We start from the raw sequence: 23,340 nt of genomic DNA on the forward strand, positions 1-23,340 counted from the left end.
CCCGGTCCCGCACGTGCGGGACCGGGGCCGTCGCGGGGACCCGGGGAGGCTCGGGGGCCCGTCACCCGACCCCGGCGAGGGACGACCGTGGGCCCAGGCCCTTCTGGGCGCGCGTCCGGTTGTCCCGCGCCTGGCGCCACGCCGCCGCCCAGCGCTCGGCGGTGTGCTCCGTCAGGTGCCGCTCCAGCACGACGGCCCGGTCCTGGGCCGCCTTCTCCCGCCGGGCGTCCGGAGCGTCCACGGCGGCAGCGACACCGGCAGCCCAGTCGCGGGGACGCTTGGCGCGTCGTCCGAGACCGAGGCGCTCGTACTCCGCGCTGGGTGACCGGAGGGCGAAGACGCCACGCGCGGCGTACTCCATCACCTTGAGCCAGCTCTTGCACTCGTTGAAGCGGTCGAGTCGCAGCGGAGCGATCCCGACGTCGAACAGTTCCCCCATGGTCGTCAGGTACTGGTCGACGTCCTGCTTCCAGGGGACCTCGACGGGGTCCTCGGGGAGGTGGAGGCGCGTCCGGGCGTCCGCGGCCTGCCCGAGGATGACGAAGCGACTCCGGCCGGCGGTGCGGTCCAGGCCCTGCTGCAGCCCGGACTCCATCACCTGCAGGTCGTAGGGGTGGGTCGGCACGGAACCGGTCCACCCGACGGTGACGACCTCCGGGTCCCGCTCGTACGCCGGCGGCAGCTCGGCGATCCGACGCGGGACCGCGTTGGGGATGTACGCACCTCGTCCGTGTCCGGCGTACTCCTCGAGGAGCGCGGCCGAGGAGACGGTGACGAGATCGGCCTCGCGAGCGCACGCCAGCACGTACTCGTCGATCGAGAGGGTCTTCAGGGTGCGGAAGGCCGTGTGCCCGTACGGCACGGCCCGGAACAGGTCGTCCAGCTCGACGACCACGGCGACGCCCTGGGCCTGGAGGAGCCTCAGGATGTCCAGGCTCTCCCTGGTCTTCGGCAGCTGGAGGACCACCACGTCGGCACCCTCGGCATCGACCTCGCGGACCGACAGGACGTCCTCGCCCGGCCGCTGCGCCATGACGGTCTTCAGGCCGTAGGTGGTCGAGCACTCGACGCCGATCCCGGCCGCCTGGACGGCCTCGGCCGGCTCCGCCGTGCGGTAGTACAGCGACCCGGCGAAGCGGGTCGTCGAGAGCAGGACGCGCATGGGTGCTCCCCCTGGGAGGACGACGGGTGGGGTTCCCCGCGGCGAGAGCCGAGGCGGGGTCCCGCGACGGTATGGCCGGGCAGGCCGCTCCCCGGCCGTCCGACGCGCCGGACTGGGGCCCCAGTGCAGCGCCGAGCCTCCCGTGCCGCCTGGGACGCCGCCCGCACCGCGGGCAGCCTGCACGGACCGCCCCGTCCGGAGGATCCGCGAGAAAGCTGCCCGGTTCGGTTAAAGGTCCCGCGCCCTGCCGCCGTAACCCATGGAGCAAGGCCCGCCAGCACGGATGCCAGCGGGATCAGGAAACGGCCCACGTCCAAGGAGGAACACCATGGGTCTCAGCGTCAACACCAACATCGCGGCGATCAACGCCTACCGCAACCTCACCGTCACCGACGGCCAGATGGGCAAGTCGCTGGAGAAGCTGTCCTCCGGCTACCGCATCAACCGCGCCGCCGACGACGCCGCGGGTCTGGCCATCTCGGAGGGGCTCCGGTCGCAGATCGGCGGCCTCAAGGTGGCCGTCCGCAACACGCAGGACGGCATCTCCGTCGTGCAGACCGCGGAGGGCGCGCTCACCGAGGTCCACTCCATCCTGCAGCGCATGCGTGACCTGGCCGTCCAGGCCGGCAACGACTCGAACAACGAGAAGGCCCGCGCGGCCATCGGCACCGAGGTCACCAAGCTGACCGAGGAGCTGAACCGGATCGCGGGTGCGACCAACTTCAACGGCACGAAGCTGCTCGACGGCTCCGCCTCGTCGCTGAAGTTCCAGGTCGGTGCCGACGGCGACACCAACAGCCAGATCACCATCAACCTGTCGGGTGCCGACGTCGACGCCGTCGCCACCGCGCTGAGCGCCGTCTCCCTGTCGAGCGCGTCGGGCGCCCAGGCGGCCATCACCGCGATCAACGCCCAGATCGAGAGCATCTCCACCGCTCGCGCGGAGCTGGGTGCCTACCAGAACCGGTTCGAGCACACGGTCAACAACCTGAACGCGACCATGGAGAACCTGACCGCGTCGGAGTCCCGGATCCGGGACACCGACATGGCCCAGGAGATGACCAACTTCTCCCGGACGCAGATCCTGAGCCAGGCCGGCACGGCCATGCTGGCCCAGGCCAACCAGGCGTCGCAGAACATCCTGCAGCTGCTCCGCTGACCTCGGCGCAGCGCCTGAGCACCACCTAGCACCACCCGGTGAGGGGGGAGGCCCTGGCCTCCCCCCTCACTGCGCTCGTCCTCCCCCCGCTCACGAGTCGAGGAGTCCCGATGGCCGGTCTGAGCATCAGCGGTCTGGTGTCCAACATGGACACCGCCACGATCATCGACCAGCTGATGGCGGTCGAGGCCAATCCGCAGACCCTCCTCGCGCAGCGGCTCTCGAGGACCCAGCAGCAGGTGACGGCCTACCGCGACGTGAACAGCCGGGTCGACGCACTCAGGACCGCCGCGGAGAAGCTGGCCGGCGACTCCGCCTGGCAGTCGGTCAAGGCGACCAGCTCCTCCACGGCCGTGAGCGCCTCCGCGACCACCGGAGCCGCGCCCGGCTCCCTCTCCTTCCGTGTCGACTGGGTCGCCAAGGCCCACTCGGTCATCAGCACACAGAAGTGGACCGCCACCGATCAGCAGACGGCGGCCGACCTCGACTTCGGCGCCGCCACCATCGACGTGGAGGTGGGCGGCACCACGCACACCATCACCGTCGACCGCAACGGCGACGGCCGCAGCACGCTCGCGGAAGCGGCTGCGGCGATCACGGCCCGCAGCGACCTGGGGCTCTCGGCAACCGCCGTCCGGACCTCCCCCACCGAGTACCAGCTGCAGGTGACCTCCACGAGGACCGGCGAGGCATCCCGCTTCGGCGTCGGCGCACCGGACACCTTCACGACCGTGACGCGGGGCGCCAACGCACAGCTCACCGTCGGCGAGGGAACCGGCTACAAGGTCACCTCCGCGACCAACACCTTCACCGGCCTGCTCGACGGTGTCACGCTGACGGTCACCGAGCCGGCCGGTTCGGTGACCGTGCAGGTGGCGACCGACCCGGAGGCCATCGCCGACCACGTGCAGGCCCTGGTGACCTCGGCCAACGCCCTGCTGGACGCGATCTCCACGCGCACCGACAGCACGAGCAGCACGGCCGTGCTGAAGGGCGACAGCGCCCTGCGCCAGCTCGCCTCGCGGGTCCTCGACGTGCTGTCGTTCGCCGTCGGCGAGGACGGCTCGTCCTCAGCGGTCGGCCTCGAGCTCACCCAGAACGGGCGCTACACCTTCGACGAGACCGCCTTCCTCGACGAGCTGGCCGCCGACCCCGCCGTCGTGCAGCGGATGTTCCGTCAGGTCACCACGCTGCCCGGGCCTGACGGGGACGCCGCCACCACCTCGGACAACCAGTCCCTGCCGACGGGCATCGCCGCCAAACTGGCCGACATCGCACGGACGGCGTCGAACACCACGGACGGGACCCTGACCCTCCTCGTGAGGAGCACCGAGGAGAGGGCCAAGGACCTGGACGAGCGCGTGGAGGCGTGGGACCTGCGACTCGAGCTGCGCCGTACGACCCTCACCCGCCAGTTCACCGCGATGGAGACCGCCCTCGGGACGCTGAGGAACCAGGCGTCCTGGTTGTCCTCGCAGCTGTCGTCCCTGTCGTCGTCGTGACCCCCTGACCACCTGACGCCCGCGCGAGTCCGAGGAGAGACCTGATGAGCACTGCCGCCGCGCTGCGCGCCCGATACGTGGGCGACTCCGTCGCCACCGCGTCCCCCCAGCAACTCCTGGTCATGCTCTACGACCGGCTGGCCCTCGACCTCGAGCGGGCCGCGTCCGCGCTGGCCACCGGCGACCGCCGGACCGCCGGCACGCAGCTGACCCACGCGCAGGACGTCGTCTTCGAGCTGCGTGCGAGCCTCCGCGTCGACGCGTGGGAGGGAGGACCCCGGCTCGCCGCGCTGTACTCGTGGTTGATCACCGAGCTCGTGCAGGCCAACGTCAAGGGCGACCGCAACCGCGTCGAGTCGTGCCTGCGGGTCGTCGAGCCGCTGCGCGACGCCTGGCGGCAGGCCGCCGCCAGCCTGGCGGGCACCGCATGACCGCGGCGCACTCCGCGGACGAGCAGCGCCGCGCGGAGTGGGCCAGCGTCCTCGAGGAGATGGAGGTCGAGGTCCTCGACGCCGAGCGGGCGATCCGCGGCAACCGCGCCGAGGAGATCGCCGCCTGGGGCCGGCGCATGGAGGACTGGACCCCGCCCAGCGTGCTGGGCCCGGTGCCGGCGGACCTGCGCGAGCGGGCCGCCCGGCTGCTGCAGCACCAGCTCGCCGTCGCCGAGGAGCTCGTCGAGCGGATCACCCAGTCCCAGCGCCAGCGCGACGTCGCCGCGCGGATGGCCTACCGGCCCCGCCCGGTGCCCGCCTTCATCGACAGGGCCCTCTGAGCCCGACTGGCAACACTCCACGACGAACCGGCCCGGCCGGGTCCGCCTCGCGGCGGGCCCGGCCGTCGTCGTCCCCGGGCCGGTACCGCCCTCCGGGCGCGGGAGGCGGCTCGGGAGGCGACACGGGCCCCGGCAGTGCCCACCCGGCTCGTCCCCGCCATCCGTCACACTCGTCACCTGAGTCACGCAACGTGGTCAAGGTGTAACGCAACGCTGCCGATGTCGGCCCTGCACGGACAGCACCACTCTCGCCACGGATCGGCGGCCCCTCCCCTGCGCTCGCGCGCCGGGGCAACCCGACGTACCCGGAGGCCAGTCGTGTCCTGCCGTCCTGCCCGCCGGCGGTCCACCCGATGATCAGCGACGTCACGATGACGACGCTGCACGCGGCGCTCAGCGGCCTGGCCCAGCGCCAGCGCGTCACCGCGGACAACATCGCCAACGTCCAGACCCCGGGCTTCCTCGCCGGCCGCACGGACTTCGAGTCCTCGCTGCGCGCCGAGCTGCGGCAGGGCAGGACGCCGACGGTCTCCGGCGGCTCGATCGCGCGCTCGTTCGAGCCGACCCGCGAGGACGGCAACAACGTCAACCTCGACAGCGAGACGGTCATCGCCACCGAGACCGGCCTGCGCTACCAGTTCGCGCTCACCGCGCTCGACGGCAAGTACAGCGGTCTGCGCACGGCCCTGAGGACGTCCTGACGTGTTCGACAGCCTCGACGTCTCCGGGTCCGGGCTCTCCGTCCACCGCCGCTGGATGGACGCCGTCTCGGACAACATCTCCAACATCAACACGGTCAGCTCGACCGACGGCGAGGCGTTCAGGGAGCGCATGGTCGTCGCGCAGGCCGTGGACTACGGCTCCGGTGAGGGCGGCGTCCGCATCGCCCGGGCCGAGTTCGGCAGCGGCGAGGGCCGGCTCGTGCACGAGCCCGACCACCCGCTGGCCGACGCCGAGGGCTACGTCCGGTACCCGGACATCGACCTCGGCGACCAGATGACCCAGCTGATCATGGCCCAGCGCGGCTACCAGGCGAACCTGGCGTCCCTGGAGCGGGCGACCACCGCCTACCAGGCCGCCCTCCAGCTCGGGAAGGGCTGACCGTGAGCTCCCCCATCGACGGCATCTCGCTGCCCGGCGTCCCGACGATCGGCGCCCTCGGCGGGATCAGCGGCACGACGGCCGCGGCCCCGGCGACCTCGACGTCGGGCGAGGGCTTCGCCGCCGCGCTGACCGGCGCGCTCGACCAGCTCGGCAGCCTGCAGTCGGCCAAGGACGCCCTCGCCGTGCAGGGCGCCACCGGCGACCTGCGTGACGTGCACGACTACATGATCGCCGCCCAGGAGTCCTCCGTGGCCACCGAGGTGGTCGTGACCCTCAAGAACAAGGCGGTCGAGGCCTTCACCGAGATCATGAGGATGCCCGTCTGATGCCTGCCGCACTCGCTGGGCCGCTGGCGAAGCTGCGGAGCACGCTCGCCACCATCAGCCTCGGCCAGAAGGTCGTGATCGGCCTGCTGGTGGCCGGGCTGGCTCTGGGCGGCTTCTTCTTCTACCGCTGGATCACGACGCCGACCATGGCGCCGCTGTTCTCCAACCTGGCCTCGACCGACGCCTCGGCGATCGTCGACGAGCTCAACGCCGCCGGCGTCTCCTACGAGCTCGCCGACGGCGGCGGCACCATCCTCGTGGCCCACGAGCAGGTCTACGACCTGCGGCTGCAGATGAGCGGCAAGGGCCTGCCGGCCGGCTCGGAGACCGGGTACGCGCTGCTCGACGAGCAGGGCATCACCACCAGCGAGTTCCAGCAGCAGGTGCAGTACCAGCGCGCCATCGAGGGCGAGCTGGCCAACACCCTCGAGGCGCTCGACGGCGTGCAGACCGCCGTGGTCCACGTCGCGCTGCCCGAGGACGAGGTCTTCGCCTCCGACGAGCGCGAGCCGACCGCCTCGGTGCTCCTGGACCTGGAGCCGGGCACCGAGCTCGCCGGCGAGCAGATCCAGTCGATCACCAACCTGGTCTCCTCCAGCGTGGAGGGCATGGACCCCGAGCAGGTGACCGTCTCCGACTCGACCGGCCAGCTGCTCTCGGCCGCCGGCCAGGGCGTGAGCGCCGCCTCCGGCGACGCCCGCTCGCAGATGGAGACCGACTACGAGAGCCGCTTGGCCGCCAACGCCCAGGCCATCCTCGACACCGTCCTGGGCCCGGGCAACGCCCGCGTCGCCGTGCGCGCCGACCTGGACATGTCGCAGAGCGACAGCACCGCGACGACCTACGGCTACACCCAGGGCACGCCGCCGGTCTCCGAGCAGACCTCGACCGAGCAGTACACCGGCGACGGCACCGCCGTCGGCGGCGTGCTCGGCCCGGAGAACACCGCCGACGCCGCGAACGGCGCCGGCGGCGGCACCTCCACCTACTCGACCGAGTCGACGACGGCGAACAACTCCGTGGACCAGACGGTCACCAACACCGTCACCGCGCCCGGGGAGGTCAACCGGCTCACCGTCGCGGTGGTCCTGAACGACACGGTGGCCGGCAACCTCAACCAGACGCAGGTGCAGGACCTCATCGGCAACGCCGTCGGCCTGGACACCGTGCGCGGCGACGACATCAGCGTCGCCTCGCTCGCCTTCGACACCACCGCCGCCGACGCCGCCGCCGCGGAGATGACCGCGGCCCGCGAGGCCGAGCAGCAGGCGCAGATGTGGTCCCTGGTCAAGAACGGCGGCATCGCGCTCGGCATCGCGCTGCTGGTCCTCGTCGTGTGGCTGCGCTCGCGCCGCCGTGGCGACGACGAGGAGGACGAGGAGGACGAGCCCCTGGAGCTCGACGAGGGCCTGATCGCCGAGCTCGAGCGGCTGCGGGTGTCCAGCTCGCGGGACGACACGGCGGTCCTGGACAACCGGGCGCTGGAACTGGAGGCCGCGGAGCGGCAGCGGGTGCGGGGGGAGATCGCGACGATGGTCAGCGAACGTCCGGACGAGGTGGCGCAGATGCTGCGCGGCTGGCTGAGTGACGTCAAGTGACGCTCGCCAGCGTCGAGCAGCTGGTGGGCGCGGGCGGGACCAACCTGCCCGCGCTGCCGCCGGCTCCCCCGCGTCCCGAGATGCCGGGCCTGCGCAAGGCCGCCGTCTTCCTCGCCCAGATGAGCAGGGAGGAGGCCGGGCTGCTGCTGTCCAAGCTGCGCCCGCGCGAGGTCGAGGCCCTCACCCGCGAGATCATGAAGCTCGGCTCGGTCGAGCCGGAGGACGTCGACGGCGTCCTCACCGAGTTCTCGCAGATGATGGCCGCACAGCGGTACGTGGGCCGCGGCGGCGTCGAGTTCGCCCGCGAGATCCTGGCCGCCGGCCTCGGTGAGGACAAGGCCGAGGGCATCCTCGCCCGGCTCAACGTCGTCTACACCGAGGTGCCGTTCGCCTCGCTGCGCAACGCCGACGTCCGCCAGCTGGTCACCTTCCTCAAGGACGAGCACCCGCAGGTCATCGCCCTGGTGCTGGCCCACCTGTCGGCCGGGCAGTCGGCCGAGGTGCTCTCGGGCTTCTCCCCCGAGCAGCAGGCCGAGGTGGCCCACCGGATCGCCACGATGGACCGCACCTCCCCGGAGATGGTCCGGCTGGTGGAGGAGGAGCTCGGCCGCCGCATGGGGTCGCTGCTCGCCCACCAGGACATGTCCACCGTGGGCGGCGTCGAGACCCTCGTGGAGATCATCAACCGCTCGCCGCGGCCGACCGAGCGCTCGATCCTCGAGTGGCTGGACACCTCCGACCCGGAGCTGGCCGAGCAGGTGCGCGCGCAGATGTTCGTCTTCGAGGACATCACCACCATCGACGACCGCTCGATGCAGCTGGTGCTGCGCGAGGTCGAGGCCAACGACCTGGCCACCGCGCTCAAGGGCGTGCGCCCCGACGTCCGCGACAAGGTGGTCCGGAACCTCTCCGAGCGGGCCGCCGAGAACCTCGCCGAGGAGATCGAGCTGCTCGGCCCCGTGCGCGCCCGCACGGTCGAGGAGGCGCAGGGCAAGATCGTCGCGGTCATCCGCACGCTCGAGGAGCAGGGCGTCCTGACCATCTCGCGCGGTGGGGACGATGAGTTCGTCTCCTGACGGGCCCCGTCCGACGCCCCGGGAGTCGGTGCTGCTGCGCGGGGCCTCGGCCAGCGCGGCGGCGCCGTACCGCTCGGTGCCGGGGACGACGGTCCCCGAGCCGCGCCCGGCACCGCGGGCGGCGACCCACCAGCCGACCGAGCAGCCGACCCGGCCCCTGACGCTGCCCGTCGTGGACGGCGCGCCCGAGGTGGTCGTCGAGCGGCGGTCCTCCGTCCGGCGCGCCGCCGACGTCCCGGTGCCCAACGGCCGCGGCGTGCTGCGGCTCGGCGACGTCTACGCCGAGGAGCTCGCCCGGCTGCGCGAGTTCGCCCGCGCCGAGGGGCACGGCGCCGGCTACGCCGAGGGCCTGGCCGAGGCCGGCCGGGTCGTCGCCGAGGCCGAGGCCGAGGCGGCCGCGCGGCTGGCCGACGCGCAGGCCCGCTGGGAGCGCCGGATGGCCTCGGCCACCGCCGCGCTCGGCGCCGCCGTCGCCGCCCTCGACGCCGCCGTGGTGCCCACCGCCGAGGACGTCCGCGACACGGTCGTCGAGGGCGTCCTGACGCTGGTCGAGGACCTGCTCGGCCGCGAACTGTCGGCCTCGACCACCGCCGGCGTGGACGCGATCCGCCGCGCGCTGACCCTCGTCCCCGCCGACGCCCCCGCCGTCGTCCGGCTGCACCCCGACGACCTCGCCGAGGTCCCGCCGGCCGCCCTCGCCGCGCTGCCGCGGTCGGTCACCGTCGTCGGCGACGACGCCGTCGAGCGGGCCGGCGCGGTCGCCGAGTGCGGCCCCCGCCGGGTCGACGCACAGCTGTCGACGGCGCTCGCGCGGGTGCGGGCGGTGCTGTCGGCGTGAGCACCACCGCGCTGCTGCAGCGCGCCCGCCTGGCCGCCCGCCCACAGCTGACCGGCTCGGTCGTCGGCGCCATGGGGCTCACCCTCACCGTCGAGGGCGTCGCCGCCGCCGTCGGGGACCTCGTCGAGGTCGACCCCGGACCGCGCGGGCTCGTGGCCGAGGTGGTCGCCGTCTCCCGGGACCGGCTCACCTGCATGCCGCTGGGCGAGCTCGGCGGCGTGCGCGCCGGCGCGCCGGTCCGGAACACCGGCATGCCGCTGCAGGTGCCGGTCGGCGAGGCGCTGCTCGGCCGGGTGCTGGACGGCCTGGGCCGCCCGGTCGACGGGCACGGCCCGCTCGGCCCCGGCAGCGGCGGGGGCATCGACTGGGTGGACCTCGCCAGCGAGACCCCGCACGCGCTGTCCCGCCGCCGGGTGGAGGAGCCGCTGCCGGTCGGCGTCCGCGCGCTGGACACCCTCGTGCCGGTCGGCAAGGGCCAGCGGTTGGGCATCTTCGCCGGGTCCGGTGTCGGCAAGTCCACGCTGCTCGCGCAGATCACCCGCGGCACCGAGGCCGACGTCCGGGTCATCGGGCTGATCGGCGAGCGCGGCCGCGAGGTGAAGGAGTTCCTCGAGGAGAACCTCGGGGCCGAGGGCATGGCGCGCACGGTCGTCGTCGTCGCCACCTCCGACGAGCCGCCGCTGGTGCGGCTCAAGGCGGCGTTCGTGGCCACCCGCATCGCCGAGGGCTTCCGCGACCAGGGCCGCGACGTGCTGCTGCTCATGGACTCCATCACCCGCACCGCGATGGCCCAGCGCGAGGTCGGCCTGTCCGCCGGCGAGCCCCCGGCCACCCGCGGCTACCCGCCGAGCGTCTTCGCGATGATGCCGCGCCTGCTGGAGAAAGCCGGGCCCGGCGCGACCGGGTCGATCACCGGCCTCTACACCGTGCTCGTCGAGGGCGACGACCACAACGAGCCGATCGCCGACACCGCCCGCTCGATCCTCGACGGGCACGTCGTGCTCACCCGGAGGCTGGCCACCACCGGCCACTTCCCCGCCGTCGACGTCCTGGAGTCGATCTCCCGGGTCGCCGGCGCGGTCACCGCGCCCGCGCGGATGGCCGACGCCCGCGAGATGCGGCGGCTGATGGGCGCGCTGCGCGACGTCAAGGAGCTCGTGGAGATCGGCGCCTACCAGGCCGGCAGCGACCCGCTGGTCGACCGCGCCCGCGCGCTGTCCCCCGCCATCGACGCCTTCCTGCGCCAGCCGCTGGAGGACAGCACCTCCCCCGACGACGCCTGGGCGATGCTGCACCGGCTCGTGACGGCCGGCTGAGGTGGCGAAGCCGGCCGCCTTCCGCCTCGAGCCGGTGCTGCGGGTCCGCCGCGCCGCCGAGCAGGCCGCCGAGCGGGCCGCCGCCGAGGCGGCCGCCGCGGCCCGCGAGGCGGAGCGCCGCGCCGAGGCGCAGGCCGCCGCGCTGGCCGCGCGGGTCCCGCCCGCGTCCGCGCCGGCGCAGGTCTTCGTCGCCGCGATGGTCGCATCGGCCGCCGCGGCTGCCGATGTGACAGCTGCACGGGCGACGGCGCAGGCCTCGGCCGAGCAGGCCGGGCTGCTGCGCGCGCGGTGGACCGCCGCCGCCCAGCGGACCAGGGCGCTGGAGAAGCTGCGCGAGCGGCACCTCCTCGCGCTGCGGACCGCCGAGCTCAGCGCCGAGGAGCGCGCGGTCGACGACCTGGTCACCGCCCGGCACGCCGGGACCGGACCCGAGGGAGAGGAGGACCCGTGGAGGGACTGACCGCGGTGCACAGCCGCATCGCCGAGATCCAGAACCGGATCCTCACCTTCGCCTCGGCCTCGGCCACCTCGACGTCCGCCGCCTCGACGTCGGCTGCCTGGGCCAGCGCCGCGTCCGCCGCCGGGCTCACCGGCACCGCGGCCACGACGGCGACCGGCGCGGCGGCGACCGCCGGCAGCGGCCTGGAGGACCAGGCGGTCGCCGCGGCGCGGCGCTACCTCGGCGTGCCCTACGCCTGGGGCGGCACCGATCCGTCCGTGGGCCTGGACTGCTCCGGCCTGGTGCAGCGGGTGTTCGCCGACCTGGGCGTCGACCTGCCCCGCACCAGCTCCCAGCAGGCCACCGCGGGCACCCCGGTCGCGAGCCTGGCCGAGGCCCGCCCCGGCGACCTCGTGTTCTTCGACAACTCCCCGTCGCGCCCGGGCATCGACCACGTCGGCATCTACGTCGGCGACGGGAAGATGATCGCCGCGCCGCAGGAGGGCGACGTCGTCCGGGTGCAGGACGTCGGCACCCCGACCGTCATCCGCCGGGTGCTGCCCGCCTCCGCCACCGCCTCCACGGCGGTGACCGCCCCCGGCGCCGGCCTGGCGGGCGTCCCGTACGCCGACCTGTTCACCGCCGCCGGCGCCAGGCACGGCGTCGACCCGGCGCTGCTCGCCGCGGTGGCGAAGGTCGAGTCCGGCTTCGACTCCTCCGCCGTCTCGCCCGCGGGCGCCACCGGCCTCATGCAGTTCATGCCGGCCACCGCCCAGGGCCTCGGCGTCGACGCCGGCGACCCGGCGTCGTCGATCGACGGCGCCGCCCGCTACCTGCGCCAGCTCACCGACCGGTTCGGCTCGACCGACCTCGCGCTGGCCGCCTACAACGCCGGTCCCGGCACGGTCGCCCGCCACGGCGGCATCCCGCCGTACGCCGAGACCCGGTCCTACGTCCGCAAGGTCACCAGCGCCGCGGAGGCCTACTCGTGACAGCTCCCGTCCTGACCGTCGCCGCGGCCGCGCCCGCCCCGGCCTCCCCGGCCGGCGGCTCCGACCCGGGCTCGGCCGCCGGCTTCGCGTCCGCCCTGGACGACGTCCTCGACGACGCCGCCGCCGGGCGTCCGCGCGCCGACCGCGGCGTCGGCCGCGACGGCGACCGTCCCGGCCGCGCCGTGGGCCGCGACGGCGACCCCGGCCGCCCCGGGGCCACCGCCGGCACCCCGGCCGGCAGCGCCGACGACGCAGCCCCGGCCGACGCCCGCCCCGCGGGCGACACCCCCGTGCCGCCCGGCGCGCTGCCGGCCGGCTGGGCGCTGGCCCTCGCCCTCGGCACCGCCGTCCCCGGCACCGGCACGACCACCCCCGGCGGCACCCCCGGCGGCACCCCCGGCGGCACCGACGTCGCGGCCCCCGGTGCGGCCGCCGCGCACGGCGCCGTCCCCGCCGGGGCCGTCGCGGTGCCGGGCGTCGCCGCCGGCCTCCCCCGGCCCGCCCCGGCGCCGGTCGCCGCGGGCGCCGGCGCGGCGACCGTGCCCGCCGCACTGCCCGGCACCGCCGTCCCGGCCCCCGTGGCCCCTCCGCCCGCGGCTCCCGCCGCGGCGGCGCTGCCCGCGGGGCTCGTCGTCGTCGCGGCCGACCCGCGGCCGGCGCCGGTCCCGGCGGCCGCCCTGCCCGTCCCCGCCGAGGCGCCGGCCGCACCGGCCGCCGCACCGGTCCCCGCGGCCGCGGACCCGGGCGCGCTGGAGCGCGACCCCGGCACCTCCGGTGGGAGCCCGCTGTCGGCGGTCCCGGCGCCCGCCCCGGCACCGGCCGCCGCATCGGCGACCCCGGCCGCGGCCCCGGCCCGGCCCGACGTGCCCCAGCCACCGGTGGCCGCCCAGGTCGCCCCCACCGTCGCCACGCTGGCCGCGGGCCCCGACGGCACCCACACCATGACGCTGGTGCTCACCCCCGAGACGCTCGGCCCGGTCGAGGTCCGGGTGACCGTCCACTCCGGCACGGTCGAGCTCAGCCTGCGCGGCGCCTCCGACGCCGGCCGCGCCGCCCTCCTCGACGCCCTGCCCGACCTGCGCCGCGACCTGGAGGCCTCGGGCCTGACCTGCTCGCGGCTGCAGGTGGACCGCGACGCGGCCGGCTCCGGCTCGTCGCAGGCGCAGGCCGGCTGGCAGCAGGCCCAGCAGCAGGCCGGCGAGCACGGCCGCGGGTCCGCGCAGGGCGGTGCCCACGGTCGTGGCCCCGCCGACGACCGCGGCCGGCCGTGGCTGCGCACCCCCGACACCGACGGGAGCCGCCCGGCTGCCGCCGCCGACCACCCCACGTCGAGCGTCCTCGACGTCCGGGCCTGAGAGGAGCCGACGATGACCGAGCCCGTGGGCGGCGTGGGCGGCAGCCCGGCCACGTACACGGCCACCACCGCGGTGGACCGCAGCGACCAGATGGGCAAGGACACGTTCCTGCAGCTGCTGGTCGCGCAGATGCGGTACCAGGACCCGAACAGCCCGACGAGCACGACCGAGTTCATGTCGCAGACGGCGACGTTCACCCAGGTCGAGAAGCTCGAGGAGATCGCCGCGCAGAACGCCGAGCTGCTGGCCCTGCAGCGCTCGCTCTCGGCCGGCGCGCTGGTCGGCCACAGCGTCAGCTGGACCGCCGAGGACGGCACCACGCGGACCGGGACGGTGTCGTCGGTCCGCTTCGGCGGCGACGGGCCGACCGCCGTCGTCGGGGGCACCGAGGTGCCCCTCGGCCGCCTCAGCGAGATCTCCCTCCCCGCCTAGCCCACGCTCCCCCCTCCTGAGAGGACCTCCCCGTGCTCCGCTCGATGTTCTCGGCCATCTCCGGCCTGCGCGCGCACCAGACCAAGCTCGACGTGACCGGCAACAACATCGCCAACGTCAACACGGTCGGCTTCAAGAGCAGCCAGACCGTCTTCGAGGACACCCTGTCCCAGGTGATCCGCAACGGCTCCGCGCCGACCGCCGAGACCGGCGGCACGAACCCGGCGCAGGTCGGCCTCGGCGTCCGGGTCGCCGGCGTCACCACCAACTTCGGCCAGGGCTCCACCCAGAACACCGGCCGCGCCACCGACTTCATGATCAGCGGTGACGGCTTCTTCGTGACCCGCGCCGGCAACGAGAACCTGTTCACCCGCGCCGGGTCCTTCGACTACGACGGCGCCGGCAACCTGGTCACCCCCGACGGCGCCCAGCTGCAGGGCTGGACGGTCGGCGCGGACGGCACCGTCGACGCCAACGGCCCCATCGGCCCGCTGCGCATCCCCTTCGGCCAGGTGATGGCACCGACGGCGACGACGGGCGGGACGCTCGCCGGCAACCTGTCGACGTCGACCGCGGTCGACGGCGAGGTCGAGACGCAGGTCACCGTCTACGACTCGGTCGGGACGGCGCACGAGATCGCCCTCACCTTCACGAAGGACGCCGCCAACCGGTGGACCGTGTCCGCGCAGGAGGGCGAGTCGGCTCCCCTCGCCTCGCAGGTCCTGTCCTTCGACCCGGGGACGGGTGAGCTCCCCCCGGGCACGACGTTCTCCTTCACGGTCGCGGGTCAGAGCGTGGGCATCCGCCTCGGGGGGCTGACCGAGTACGGCGGGAAGACCTCGCTCACCCCCAGCGGCGTGAACGGCAACGCCATGGGCACGCTGCAGTCGATCTCGCTGAGCAACGACGGCACGATCATGGGCGTCTACTCGAACAGCCTGCGCGAGCCGATCGGCAAGCTGGCGCTGGCCACCTTCGCCAACCCCGGCGGCCTGTCCAAGGCCGGCAACTCCAGCTACCGGGTGGGCGACAACTCCGGCCAGGCCGTCATCGGCGAGGCCGGCACCGGCGGGCGCGGCTCGCTGACCGCCGGCGCGCTGGAGATGTCCAACGTCGACCTCGCCGAGGAGTTCACCGGCCTGATCGTCGCCCAGCGCGGCTTCCAGGCGAACAGCCGCGTGATCACCAGCTCCGACGAGATCCTGCAGGACCTGGTCAACCTCAAGCGCTGAGCGAGGACCTCCCCCACCAGGCCGCGGCCCGGCACCCGTTCCCCGGGGTGCCGGGCCGCGCCGCGTCGTGCCCCGGTGCGCGTGTGACGTGCGGGAACGCGGTGCCGGGCTCACCCCCCGGGGGTGGTGCGGCGGGCCGGGTTCGGCTCAAGCAGTCCCCGCGCGGGACCGATGGTCCCTGTAGCCGGCGCCGCGCCGTCGCGGCCCTCCCCCTTCCCGAACGAGCCAGAGGACCCACCCGTGATCCGAGTGACGCGCCTGAACGGGGAGCACTTCGCGCTCAACCCCGACCTGATCGAGCGGGTCGAGGGCCACCCCGACACGGTCGTCTTCCTCGTCGACGGCACCAAGTACGTCGTCAGCGAGGACGTCGACGAGGTGCTCGACGAGATCCGCGAGTACCGGGCCAGCATCCTCGCGACCGCCTACGCCATGGACCGCGGCACCTACCGCTCCAGCACGACCGCCGGCCCGGGCGCCCCGGCGACCGACCCGGGCGGCGACACCCGCCGCGCGTCGGTCGTCCCCTTCCCGGCCCGTGAGGAGCGCTGACCCGTGGACCCGTCGACCCTGATCGGCTTCGTCGTCTCGCTCGTCGCGCTCCTGGTCTTCATGGTCATGGAGGGCGCCGACCCGACGTCGCTGATCTTCCTCCCGGCCATCGTGCTGGTCATCGTCGCCACCTTCGGCGCGGCGATGTCCGGCCAGACGATGGGCGACCTCAAGAAGATGGGCGGCTGGTTCAAGGCCGGCCTGATGCCGGCCAAGGTCCCGGCGGCCTCCGAGCAGATCCAGACCCTGGTCACCCTCGCCGAGAAGGCCCGCAAGGAGGGCCTGCTCGCGCTCGAGGCGCAGGTCAAGCAGATCGAGGACCCGTTCCTCAAGCGCGGCCTGCAGATGGGCATCGACGGCACCGACCCCGAGGAGCTGCGCGCCGTCCTCGAGAGCGAGATCGCCGCCAAGAAGGCCGAGGACAAGGTCGCCGCCAAGTTCATGACGACGATGGGCGGCTACGCCCCGACCATCGGCATCGTCGGCTGCATCGTCGGCCTGATGAACGTCATGGGGAGCCTCAGCAACCCCGAGGCCCTCGGTCCCATGATCGCCTCGGCGTTCGTCGCGACCCTGTGGGGCGTCATGGCGGCCAACTTCTGGTTCCTGCCCATGGGCGCGAAGATCCTGCGGGTCAGCGAGCTGCAGGCCGCCCAGATGGAGCTGCTCGTCGAGGGCATCGCCGAGATCCAGGCCGGCACCAGCCCGCGCGCCGTCCGGCTCAAGCTCAGCGCCCTGATCCCGCCGAGCGAGGCCGCCAAGGAGGCGGCGTGACCACCCCCGGGGCCGGCGCGTGAGCGCCGGCGGCCACGGCGGCGGCAAGCGCCGCGGCAGGAAGCACCCCGAGCACGAGGAGCACGAGAACCACGAGCGGTGGCTGGTGTCCTACGCGGACATGATGACGCTGCTCCTGGTGCTCTTCGTGGTCCTCTTCGCGATGAGCCAGGTGGACAAGGAGAAGTTCGCCGCGCTGGCCAGCGGCCTGTCGGAGGCGTTCGGCGCCCCGGTGAGCGCGCTGAGCAGCGCGGGCACGAACTCCGACGCCTCGGTCCTCGACTCCCTCGACGCCGCCGTCGACGTGCAGATCCCGCCGGCCCCCGCCGCGGAGTCCGACGTCGACGCCGCCGCCGCGCAGGCCGCCGCCCAGGAGGCCGCGAACGTCGCGGCCGAGGCGCGGGCCGAGTACGACCAGCTCGCCGCCGCGCGCGACGCCATCGACGCCGCCCTCGCGGCGGCCGGTCACGCCGGGACGGCGCGGTACGAGATCGACGAGCGCGGCCTGACCGTGCACATCGTGTCCGACCCGGTGCTGTTCGGCCCCGAGGAGGCCACGCTGCAGCCCCAGGGCCGCACCATCCTCGACGCCGTCGCCCCGACCCTGGCCGCGCTGCCCAACGACCTCGCGATCGAGGGGCACGCCAACTCGCTGCCGGTGACCCCGGGCGGGCCGTGGCCCTCCAACTGGGAGCTGTCGGCGTACCGGGCCACCACGGTGGTGCGCCACCTGGCCGCCGCCGGCGTCCCGCAGGACCGGATGTCCGGGACCGGCTACTCCGACACCCGCCCGGTGGTGCCGGCGAGCGACCCGGACGCCCTGTCCCTCAACCGCCGCGTCGACGTCGTCGTGCTGTCCGACGCCTCCGCCGAGGCCCGGCAGCTCCTGCCCGGCCTCGACGCCCCCGCACAGGCCGCGCCCGGACCGGCCGCCGCCCCTGCCCAGGAAGGCACCCACGAGTGAGCACCAAGAGCAAGGCCAAGGAGAAGGAGAAGGACGCCCCGGCCGAGGGCGAGGAGGCGAAGGGCGGCGGCAGGAAGAAGCTGCTCGTCGTCGCCGCCGTCCTGCTGGTCGTCCTCGGCGCCGCGGCGTACCTCTTCCTGTTCGCCGGCGGCGAGGCCGAGGCCGAGGAGCCCGAGCACGGCGGCTACACCGCGCTGGAGCCCATCGCGGTCAACCTGGCCGGCGGGGGCTACCTCAAGATCGGCATCACCCTGGAGTACACCGCGGCCGCCGCCTCCGGCGGGCACGGCAGCGGCGGCGTCGACGGCTCCAAGGCCCTCGACATCCTCATCTCCACCTACTCCCAGGCCCAGCCGGCCGACGTGACCGGCGCCCGCGAGGCCCTCAAGGAGTCCCTGGAGCACCAGATCGTCGAGGCCTACACCGAGGACGGCGTCCCGATGGTCATGCACGTCTACCTCACGGAGTACGTCACCCAGTGACGCACCAGTCCCACTCGTCCCACACTCCCCGGCTGACCGGCGGCGCCCCGCGCCGCCGGTCAGTTCGCGTCCGGGCCCCGCCGATGAGGGGACCGTGACCCGCCCCGACACCGCGACCGCGCCCGCAGGGCCCGGGCCGCAGGCGCCGGCCGGTGGCGGCCGCAGCCGGCGCGGTGCGCCCCGCACCTACGACTTCCGCCGCCCCACCAAGCTCTCCCGCGAGCACGTCCGCGTGCTGCAGATCGCCCAGGAGGCCTTCGCCCGCCAGGCGACGACGGTCCTCACCACGATGCTGCGCACCGGCGCCCGGATGGAGCTGCACGGCATCGAGCAGCACTCCTACGACGACTTCCTCGCCACGCTGCCCGACCCCTGCTTCCTGACGACGTTCACCATCGAGCCGCTCGGCGGCAAGGGCCTGCTGGCCTACCCGCTGGACATGGCGATGGCCGGCGTCGACCACATGCTCGGCGGCTCCGGCGCCGCCCACCAGCCCGAGCGGCCGATGACGGCGATGGAGACCACCATCACCACGTCGCTGCTCACCCGGCTGCTGCAGGAGTTCGCCGCCTCCTTCGCGCACGTCACCGAGCTGCAGCCGGCCATCGACGGCATCGAGTACAACCCCGCCCTCGCCCAGGCCGCGGCCGGCTCGGACACCGTGATGGTGGCCCGCTACACGATGTCGATCGGCAGCCGCGAGGGCGCCGCGTCGCTCGTGCTGCCCTTCAGCTCCTTCCAGCAGGCCCTCGACAGCGCCGCCTCCCCGCAGCTGTCGGAGTCGGCCCAGCGCACCCGGCAGCGCGCCGCCGAGCTGCTCGCCGCCCGCCTGGAGCTGGTGCCGGTCGACGTCAGCGTCCGGTTCAGCCCGCTCGAGGTGTCCTCGGAGGACCTGCTCTCCCTGACCGTCGGCGACGTGCTGCTGCTGCGCCACCCGCGGGACGCGCCGCTCGAGGTCACCACCAACGACGCCGTCTTCGCCCACGCGATCGCCAGCAACCACCGGCGCCGGCTGGCCGCCGCCATCGTCCCCGCCCCGTCCGCCGTGAAGGACCCCGCATGACCGCCACGCTCGACACCACCCAGGCCGCCACTCACGCCGCTGCAGAGACCATCACCGCCGTCGTGGTGGCCGCCGCCCGCGCCGCGGCCGCGCTCGTCCCCTCCGGCGCCGAGCTGGTCCCGGGGCCCGCGGTCACCGACCCCGACGCCGTCCCGGTCCCGCCGGCCGCGGCCGCCGCGGTCGGCGCCCGGCTCTCCGGCGAGATCACCGGCGACGTCGTCCTGGTGCTGTCGGCGGAGGTGGTCGAGGCGCTCGACAACTCCCCCGTCGGCCCGATGGACGTCGCGACCGCGCTGCGCCCCGCGCTCGAGGCCGCCGCGGCCACCCTGGGCCGGGTCCGGGTCGACGCCGAGCGCACCGAGGACCCGGTGACCGCGCTCGACGGGCTGCGCGACAAGGGCATGTTCGTCGCCGTGCCGCTGGTCGCCGGCGCGGGGCACCCCTCCGCTGACCACATCGCGACGCTCGCGCTGCAGGTCACCCTGCCGACGGCGCCGCGCACCCCGCGCAACAGCCTGGACCTGCTGCGGCACGTGGCCATGGAGGTCACCGTCGAGATCGGCCGCACCCGGATGACCGTGGGCGAGCTGCTCTCGCTGCACCCGGGCGAGGTGGTCGAGCTCGACCGCGCCGCCAGCGCCCCCGCCGACCTGCTGGTCAACGGCACCCTCATCGCGCGCGGTGAGGTCGTCGTCGTCGACGAGGACTTCGGCCTGCGGATCAGCGAGATCGTCAGCGACGCCGCCGCCGAGCTGGGGGCCGCGCAGGCATGACGTGGATGCTGATCCGGCTGGTGCTGTCGCTGGCCTTCGTCGGCGGGGTGCTGTGGTTCGCCGCGCGCCTGGCGAAGAAGCGCGGGCTGGGCTCCAGCGGCGGCCTCGTCGAGGTCGTGGCACGCCAGCGCATGGGCCGCGCCAGCACGGTCAACGTGCTGCGCATCGCCGACCGGGTGCTCGTCGTCGGCGCCACCGAGGAGCAGGTCACCCTGCTCGCCGAGCTCGACGGCGACGCCGTGGAGGCCACGCTCGCCGAGCGCGCCGCCGCCGCGCCGACGGCCGCGGGCGGCCCTGCCGTCCCGGCGCCCCGCGTCGGCGGCGCGCTGGCCGGCTCGGTCTTCGACCGGTCGGGCTGGCAGAGCTTCGTCACCCAGCTGCGCGAGCGGACGGTCCGCCGTTGATGACCGCCACCGCCCCCGCGCGCGCCCTCGCGCGCCGGGCCGCCACCCTGCTGCTGGCCCTGCTCGGCTGCGCGCTCGCCGGCGTGCTGCTCGCGGGTCCGGCCGCGGCGGCGCCCACCGCGCCGACCGCCCCCACGGCACCGGCCGTGCCGGCGGTCGACGGCGGGGTCGACATCTCGGTCGGCAACGGCAGCCCGAGCACCTCGATCACGCTGATCCTCGCGGTCACCGTGCTGTCGGTGGCGCCGGCGGTGCTGCTGCTGTGCACGTCGTTCACCAAGATCGTCGTCGTCCTGTCGCTGACCCGGAACGCGCTGGGCCTGCAGTCCTCGCCGCCGAACTCCGTGCTCACCGGCATCGCGCTGTTCCTGACGCTGTTCGTCATGGGGCCGGTGCTGTCCGACGTCAACGACGTCGCCGTGCAGCCGTACGTGGACGGCGCGATGACGGTCTCCCAGGCCTACGACGCCGGCGTCGTGCCGCTCAAGGAGTTCCTGCTCGACAACACCCGCGACGACGAGCTGCAGCTCATGGTCGGCCTGTCCGGGGAGGAGCAGCCCGAGGACCGCGCCGCGGTGAGCATGACGACGCTGGTCCCGGCGTTCGTCCTCTCCGAGCTCAAGAGCGCCTTCATCATCGGGCTGGTCGTGTTCATCCCGTTCCTGGTGATGGACATGCTGGTCAGCGCCGCGCTCATGTCGATGGGCATGATGATGGTGCCGCCGTCGATCGTGTCGCTGCCGTTCAAGCTGCTGTTCTTCGTGGTCGTCGACGGCTGGGCGATGATCACCACGTCCCTCGTGGGGTCGTACGGATGACCGACGCAGACGTCACCGACATCGCCGTCCAGACCATGATGGTGGCCGCGAAGGTCGCCGCCCCGGTCCTGCTCACGGCCCTGCTGGTCGGTTTCCTCATCTCGCTGTTCCAGGCGGCGACCCAGATCCAGGAACCGACGCTGTCGTTCGTCCCCAAGATGATCGCGGTGAGCATCGCCCTGCTGGTCACCGGCAACTGGGTGCTCTCCGAGCTGGTCGACTTCACCCACACCCTCTTCGACCAGCTGCCGCGCCTGCTCGGGCGGACCTGACCGTCATGGACCTCGAGGTCCCGGCGGTCACCCTCGCGGCCCTGCTGCTGGCCACCGCCCGGGCGGCCGGCTTCGTCCTGCTCGCCCCGCCGTTCACCACCCGCACCATCCCGGCGCCGGTCAAGGGGGCGCTGGCCCTCGCGCTGGCGGTCGCCCTGGTCGACCGCGTGGCGCCGGGCCTGCCCGAGCCGACCACCGGGTTCCTCGTCGTCACCGCCGTCAGCGAGGTGGCCATCGGCGCGGCGCTGGGCTTCGTCGTCCAGCTGTTCTTCACCGCGGTGCAGTTCGCCGGCGAGCTCATCGACCTCACCGGCGGCTTCTCCCTGCAGCCGGCCTACGACCCGCTGGCGATGACCACCAACTCGGTCATCGGCAAGCTGCACTACCTGCTCGCGACGACGCTGTTGTTCACCAGCGGCGGGCACCTGGTGATCGTGCGCGGGTTCGCCACCTCCTACGAGGGGCTGCCGGTCAGCGGCGGGTTCCCGGCCGGGGACGTCGGCCAGGTCGTGCTGACGGCGTTCTCGATGATGTTCCTCGCCGCGCTGCAGATCGCCGGCCCGATGGTGGCCGTGCTGCTGCTGGCCGACGTCGCCCTCGCCCTGCTGTCTCGGGCCGCCCCGGCGCTGAACATCTTCGCCATCGGCTTCCCCGTCAAGATCATGCTGACCCTCGCGCTGCTCGGGCTGACCTTCCCGCTGCTGCCGCCGGCGCTGGACGCGCTGGTGGAGCAGGCCACCCGCGCGATCGTCGGCTTCCGGAGCGGGTGAGGCCGGGTGGCCAAGGACGGACCGGGCGGTGAGAAGACCGAGAAGCCCACTCCCAAGCGCCTCAAGGAGGCGCGCAAGGAGGGGCAGATCCCGCGGACCCAGGAGCTCGGCACCTGGGCGGGCGTGGCGGCGGCGAGCGTGTTCCTGCCGGTGCTCGTCGCGAACGCCTTCGACGCCGTGGGCCGGCTGTTCGTGCGGTTCGGGTCGGTGGTCGAGCACCCGGAGCCCGACGCCGTCGGCGCGCTGCTCGGGGAGGCGCTGACGACCTTCCTCGAGACGGTGCTGCCGATGGCGCTCGCGCTCATGCTCGTCGGGGTGCTCGCCTCGGCCGCGCAGGGCGGGGTCGCGCTGGCCACCAAGGGCATGAAGCCGACGCTCAAGAAGCTCAACCCGTTCCCCGGGATGAAGCGGATGTTCGGCACCCACGGCCTGTGGGAGGCGGTCAAGGCGGTCGTCAAGACGGCGGCGCTCGGGACCGTCGTCGTCGTGACCAGCGGAAGGGCGCAGGCGCTGGTGTCGGCGTCAGGAGCGCTGCCGCTGTCGGCGGTGGTGGCGACGTTCGCCTCCTCCGCCGTGCTCATGTTCCGCGTCGTGGCGATCACCGGCCTGGTCATCGCGATCGCCGACTACGTCGTGGTGCGCAAGCAGACGATGACCAGGCTGAAGATGACCAAGTACGAGATCCAGCAGGAGCACAAGCAGTCCGAGGGCGATCCCCACGTGAAGGGCCAGCGCCGGTCGATGCAGCTGGCCCTGTCGCGCAACCGGATGATGGCCGAGGTCGCCACCGCCGACGTGCTGCTGGTCAACCCGACCCACGTCGCCGTCGCGCTGCGGTACGAGCCGGAGAAGGGCGCGCCGCGGGTGGTGGCCAAGGGCGCCGACGAGATCGCCGCGAGGCTGCGCGAGCGGGCCGCCGAGGCGCGGGTGCCGATGGTGCAGGACGTGCCGCTGGCCCGGGCGCTGCACGCCTCCTGCGAGCTCGGCCAGGAGGTGCCGCCGCAGCTGTTCACCGCCGTCGCCCGGGTGCTGGCCTTCGTCATGCAGCTCGGCGCCCGCGGCGTGCGCGGCGGCTTCCACCGGCCCGGGTTCGAGGCGCCCGACGTCGCCGGCCTGCCGCGGGCCGGCCGCCGGAGGACCCCGGTCGCCTCCTGACCCTGGGACG

28 protein-coding genes are annotated in these 23,340 nt (G+C 74.2%); 27 read left to right on the plus strand and 1 reads right to left on the minus strand.

Annotated features, from left to right (window positions below; all coding sequences use genetic code 11):
• Positions 1-61 precede the first annotated feature (61 nt).
• Positions 62-1,162, minus strand: coding sequence for a hypothetical protein (locus tag ACI8AB_RS01710; protein ID WP_456948716.1), 1,101 nt, complete (start codon positions 1,160-1,162; stop codon positions 62-64).
• Between the two features lie 328 nt (positions 1,163-1,490).
• Between ACI8AB_RS01710 and ACI8AB_RS01715 the strand changes: the two genes are divergently transcribed.
• The 27 genes from ACI8AB_RS01715 (at position 1,491) to ACI8AB_RS01845 (ending at position 23,330) form a co-directional block, all read left to right on the plus strand.
• Positions 1,491-2,321 carry a flagellin N-terminal helical domain-containing protein gene (locus ACI8AB_RS01715; protein WP_456948717.1) on the plus strand — a complete coding sequence of 277 codons (831 nt, stop codon included), beginning with the start codon at positions 1,491-1,493 and terminating at the stop codon, positions 2,319-2,321.
• A 110-nt stretch (positions 2,322-2,431) separates the two neighbouring features.
• Positions 2,432-3,823 (plus strand): flagellar filament capping protein FliD, encoded by a 1,392-nt coding sequence (gene fliD / locus ACI8AB_RS01720; protein WP_456948718.1) that lies wholly within the window; start codon positions 2,432-2,434, stop codon positions 3,821-3,823.
• A 44-nt stretch (positions 3,824-3,867) separates the two neighbouring features.
• Positions 3,868-4,254 (plus strand): flagellar export chaperone FliS, encoded by a 387-nt coding sequence (gene fliS / locus ACI8AB_RS01725; protein WP_387993874.1) that lies wholly within the window; start codon positions 3,868-3,870, stop codon positions 4,252-4,254.
• Entirely contained in the window at positions 4,251-4,595 is a 345-nt protein-coding gene (locus tag ACI8AB_RS01730) for a hypothetical protein (protein ID WP_456948719.1), read from the plus strand. The genes fliS and ACI8AB_RS01730 overlap by 4 nt, the downstream gene beginning before the upstream one ends.
• A 353-nt stretch (positions 4,596-4,948) precedes the next feature.
• The gene (locus ACI8AB_RS01735) at positions 4,949-5,296 is read left to right on the plus strand and encodes a flagellar basal body rod protein FlgB (protein ID WP_387993869.1); all 348 of its coding nucleotides are present in this window, start codon (positions 4,949-4,951) and stop codon (positions 5,294-5,296) included.
• A 1-nt stretch (position 5,297) separates the two neighbouring features.
• Positions 5,298-5,696 (plus strand): flagellar basal body rod protein FlgC, encoded by a 399-nt coding sequence (locus tag ACI8AB_RS01740; RefSeq protein ID WP_387993866.1) that lies wholly within the window; start codon positions 5,298-5,300, stop codon positions 5,694-5,696.
• A 2-nt stretch (positions 5,697-5,698) separates the two neighbouring features.
• Positions 5,699-6,025, plus strand: a complete 327-nt coding sequence (locus tag ACI8AB_RS01745) for a flagellar hook-basal body complex protein FliE (RefSeq protein WP_456948720.1) — start codon at positions 5,699-5,701, stop codon at positions 6,023-6,025.
• Positions 6,025-7,623, plus strand: a complete 1,599-nt coding sequence (gene fliF / locus ACI8AB_RS01750) for a flagellar basal-body MS-ring/collar protein FliF (protein ID WP_456948721.1) — start codon at positions 6,025-6,027, stop codon at positions 7,621-7,623. The genes ACI8AB_RS01745 and fliF overlap by 1 nt, the downstream gene beginning before the upstream one ends.
• Entirely contained in the window at positions 7,620-8,699 is a 1,080-nt protein-coding gene (fliG, locus tag ACI8AB_RS01755) for a flagellar motor switch protein FliG (RefSeq protein ID WP_387993858.1), read from the plus strand. The genes fliF and fliG overlap by 4 nt, the downstream gene beginning before the upstream one ends.
• On the plus strand, positions 8,683-9,537 hold the full coding sequence (locus ACI8AB_RS01760) for a FliH/SctL family protein (protein ID WP_456948722.1): 855 nt from the start codon (positions 8,683-8,685) through the stop codon (positions 9,535-9,537). The genes fliG and ACI8AB_RS01760 overlap by 17 nt, the downstream gene beginning before the upstream one ends.
• On the plus strand, positions 9,534-10,853 hold the full coding sequence (locus ACI8AB_RS01765) for a FliI/YscN family ATPase (protein WP_456903315.1): 1,320 nt from the start codon (positions 9,534-9,536) through the stop codon (positions 10,851-10,853). Before ACI8AB_RS01760 ends, ACI8AB_RS01765 begins: the two co-directional genes overlap by 4 nt.
• 1 nt (position 10,854) lies before the next feature.
• Complete coding sequence (locus ACI8AB_RS01770) at positions 10,855-11,313, plus strand: flagellar export protein FliJ (RefSeq protein ID WP_456903316.1); 459 nt, start codon at positions 10,855-10,857, stop codon at positions 11,311-11,313.
• Positions 11,301-12,284, plus strand: coding sequence for an NlpC/P60 family protein (locus ACI8AB_RS01775; RefSeq protein ID WP_456948723.1), 984 nt, complete (start codon positions 11,301-11,303; stop codon positions 12,282-12,284). The genes ACI8AB_RS01770 and ACI8AB_RS01775 overlap by 13 nt, the downstream gene beginning before the upstream one ends.
• Positions 12,281-13,639, plus strand: a complete 1,359-nt coding sequence (locus tag ACI8AB_RS01780) for a flagellar hook-length control protein FliK (RefSeq protein WP_456948724.1) — start codon at positions 12,281-12,283, stop codon at positions 13,637-13,639. The genes ACI8AB_RS01775 and ACI8AB_RS01780 overlap by 4 nt, the downstream gene beginning before the upstream one ends.
• 12 nt (positions 13,640-13,651) lie before the next feature.
• Positions 13,652-14,071 (plus strand): flagellar hook capping FlgD N-terminal domain-containing protein, encoded by a 420-nt coding sequence (locus tag ACI8AB_RS01785; RefSeq protein ID WP_387987853.1) that lies wholly within the window; start codon positions 13,652-13,654, stop codon positions 14,069-14,071.
• A gap of 32 nt (positions 14,072-14,103) precedes the next feature.
• Complete coding sequence (locus ACI8AB_RS01790; RefSeq protein WP_456948725.1) at positions 14,104-15,303, plus strand: flagellar hook protein FlgE; 1,200 nt, start codon at positions 14,104-14,106, stop codon at positions 15,301-15,303.
• A gap of 240 nt (positions 15,304-15,543) precedes the next feature.
• The gene (locus ACI8AB_RS01795) at positions 15,544-15,855 is read left to right on the plus strand and encodes a flagellar FlbD family protein (RefSeq protein ID WP_456948726.1); all 312 of its coding nucleotides are present in this window, start codon (positions 15,544-15,546) and stop codon (positions 15,853-15,855) included.
• A 3-nt stretch (positions 15,856-15,858) separates the two neighbouring features.
• On the plus strand, positions 15,859-16,629 hold the full coding sequence (locus tag ACI8AB_RS01800; RefSeq protein ID WP_456948727.1) for a motility protein A: 771 nt from the start codon (positions 15,859-15,861) through the stop codon (positions 16,627-16,629).
• A gap of 19 nt (positions 16,630-16,648) precedes the next feature.
• Positions 16,649-17,593, plus strand: a complete 945-nt coding sequence (locus ACI8AB_RS01805; RefSeq protein ID WP_456948728.1) for a flagellar motor protein MotB — start codon at positions 16,649-16,651, stop codon at positions 17,591-17,593.
• Positions 17,590-18,075, plus strand: coding sequence for a flagellar basal body-associated FliL family protein (locus ACI8AB_RS01810; protein ID WP_456903320.1), 486 nt, complete (start codon positions 17,590-17,592; stop codon positions 18,073-18,075). Before ACI8AB_RS01805 ends, ACI8AB_RS01810 begins: the two co-directional genes overlap by 4 nt.
• A 94-nt stretch (positions 18,076-18,169) precedes the next feature.
• Positions 18,170-19,138, plus strand: a complete 969-nt coding sequence (locus ACI8AB_RS01815; protein WP_387987859.1) for a flagellar motor switch protein FliM — start codon at positions 18,170-18,172, stop codon at positions 19,136-19,138.
• Entirely contained in the window at positions 19,135-19,911 is a 777-nt protein-coding gene (gene fliN / locus ACI8AB_RS01820) for a flagellar motor switch protein FliN (RefSeq protein ID WP_387987860.1), read from the plus strand. The genes ACI8AB_RS01815 and fliN overlap by 4 nt, the downstream gene beginning before the upstream one ends.
• Complete coding sequence (locus ACI8AB_RS01825; RefSeq protein ID WP_456948729.1) at positions 19,908-20,315, plus strand: FliO/MopB family protein; 408 nt, start codon at positions 19,908-19,910, stop codon at positions 20,313-20,315. Before fliN ends, ACI8AB_RS01825 begins: the two co-directional genes overlap by 4 nt.
• On the plus strand, positions 20,315-21,133 hold the full coding sequence (gene fliP, locus ACI8AB_RS01830; RefSeq protein WP_456948730.1) for a flagellar type III secretion system pore protein FliP: 819 nt from the start codon (positions 20,315-20,317) through the stop codon (positions 21,131-21,133). Before ACI8AB_RS01825 ends, fliP begins: the two co-directional genes overlap by 1 nt.
• Positions 21,130-21,405, plus strand: coding sequence for a flagellar biosynthesis protein FliQ (gene fliQ / locus ACI8AB_RS01835; RefSeq protein ID WP_387987863.1), 276 nt, complete (start codon positions 21,130-21,132; stop codon positions 21,403-21,405). The genes fliP and fliQ overlap by 4 nt, the downstream gene beginning before the upstream one ends.
• A 5-nt stretch (positions 21,406-21,410) precedes the next feature.
• Positions 21,411-22,175 carry a flagellar biosynthetic protein FliR gene (gene fliR / locus ACI8AB_RS01840; protein ID WP_387987864.1) on the plus strand — a complete coding sequence of 255 codons (765 nt, stop codon included), beginning with the start codon at positions 21,411-21,413 and terminating at the stop codon, positions 22,173-22,175.
• Positions 22,176-22,181: 6 nt separating this feature from the next.
• Positions 22,182-23,330 carry an EscU/YscU/HrcU family type III secretion system export apparatus switch protein gene (locus tag ACI8AB_RS01845; RefSeq protein ID WP_387987865.1) on the plus strand — a complete coding sequence of 383 codons (1,149 nt, stop codon included), beginning with the start codon at positions 22,182-22,184 and terminating at the stop codon, positions 23,328-23,330.
• Positions 23,331-23,340: the final 10 nt, after the last annotated feature.

This window comes from Geodermatophilus sp. SYSU D00698 (assembly GCF_054050335.1).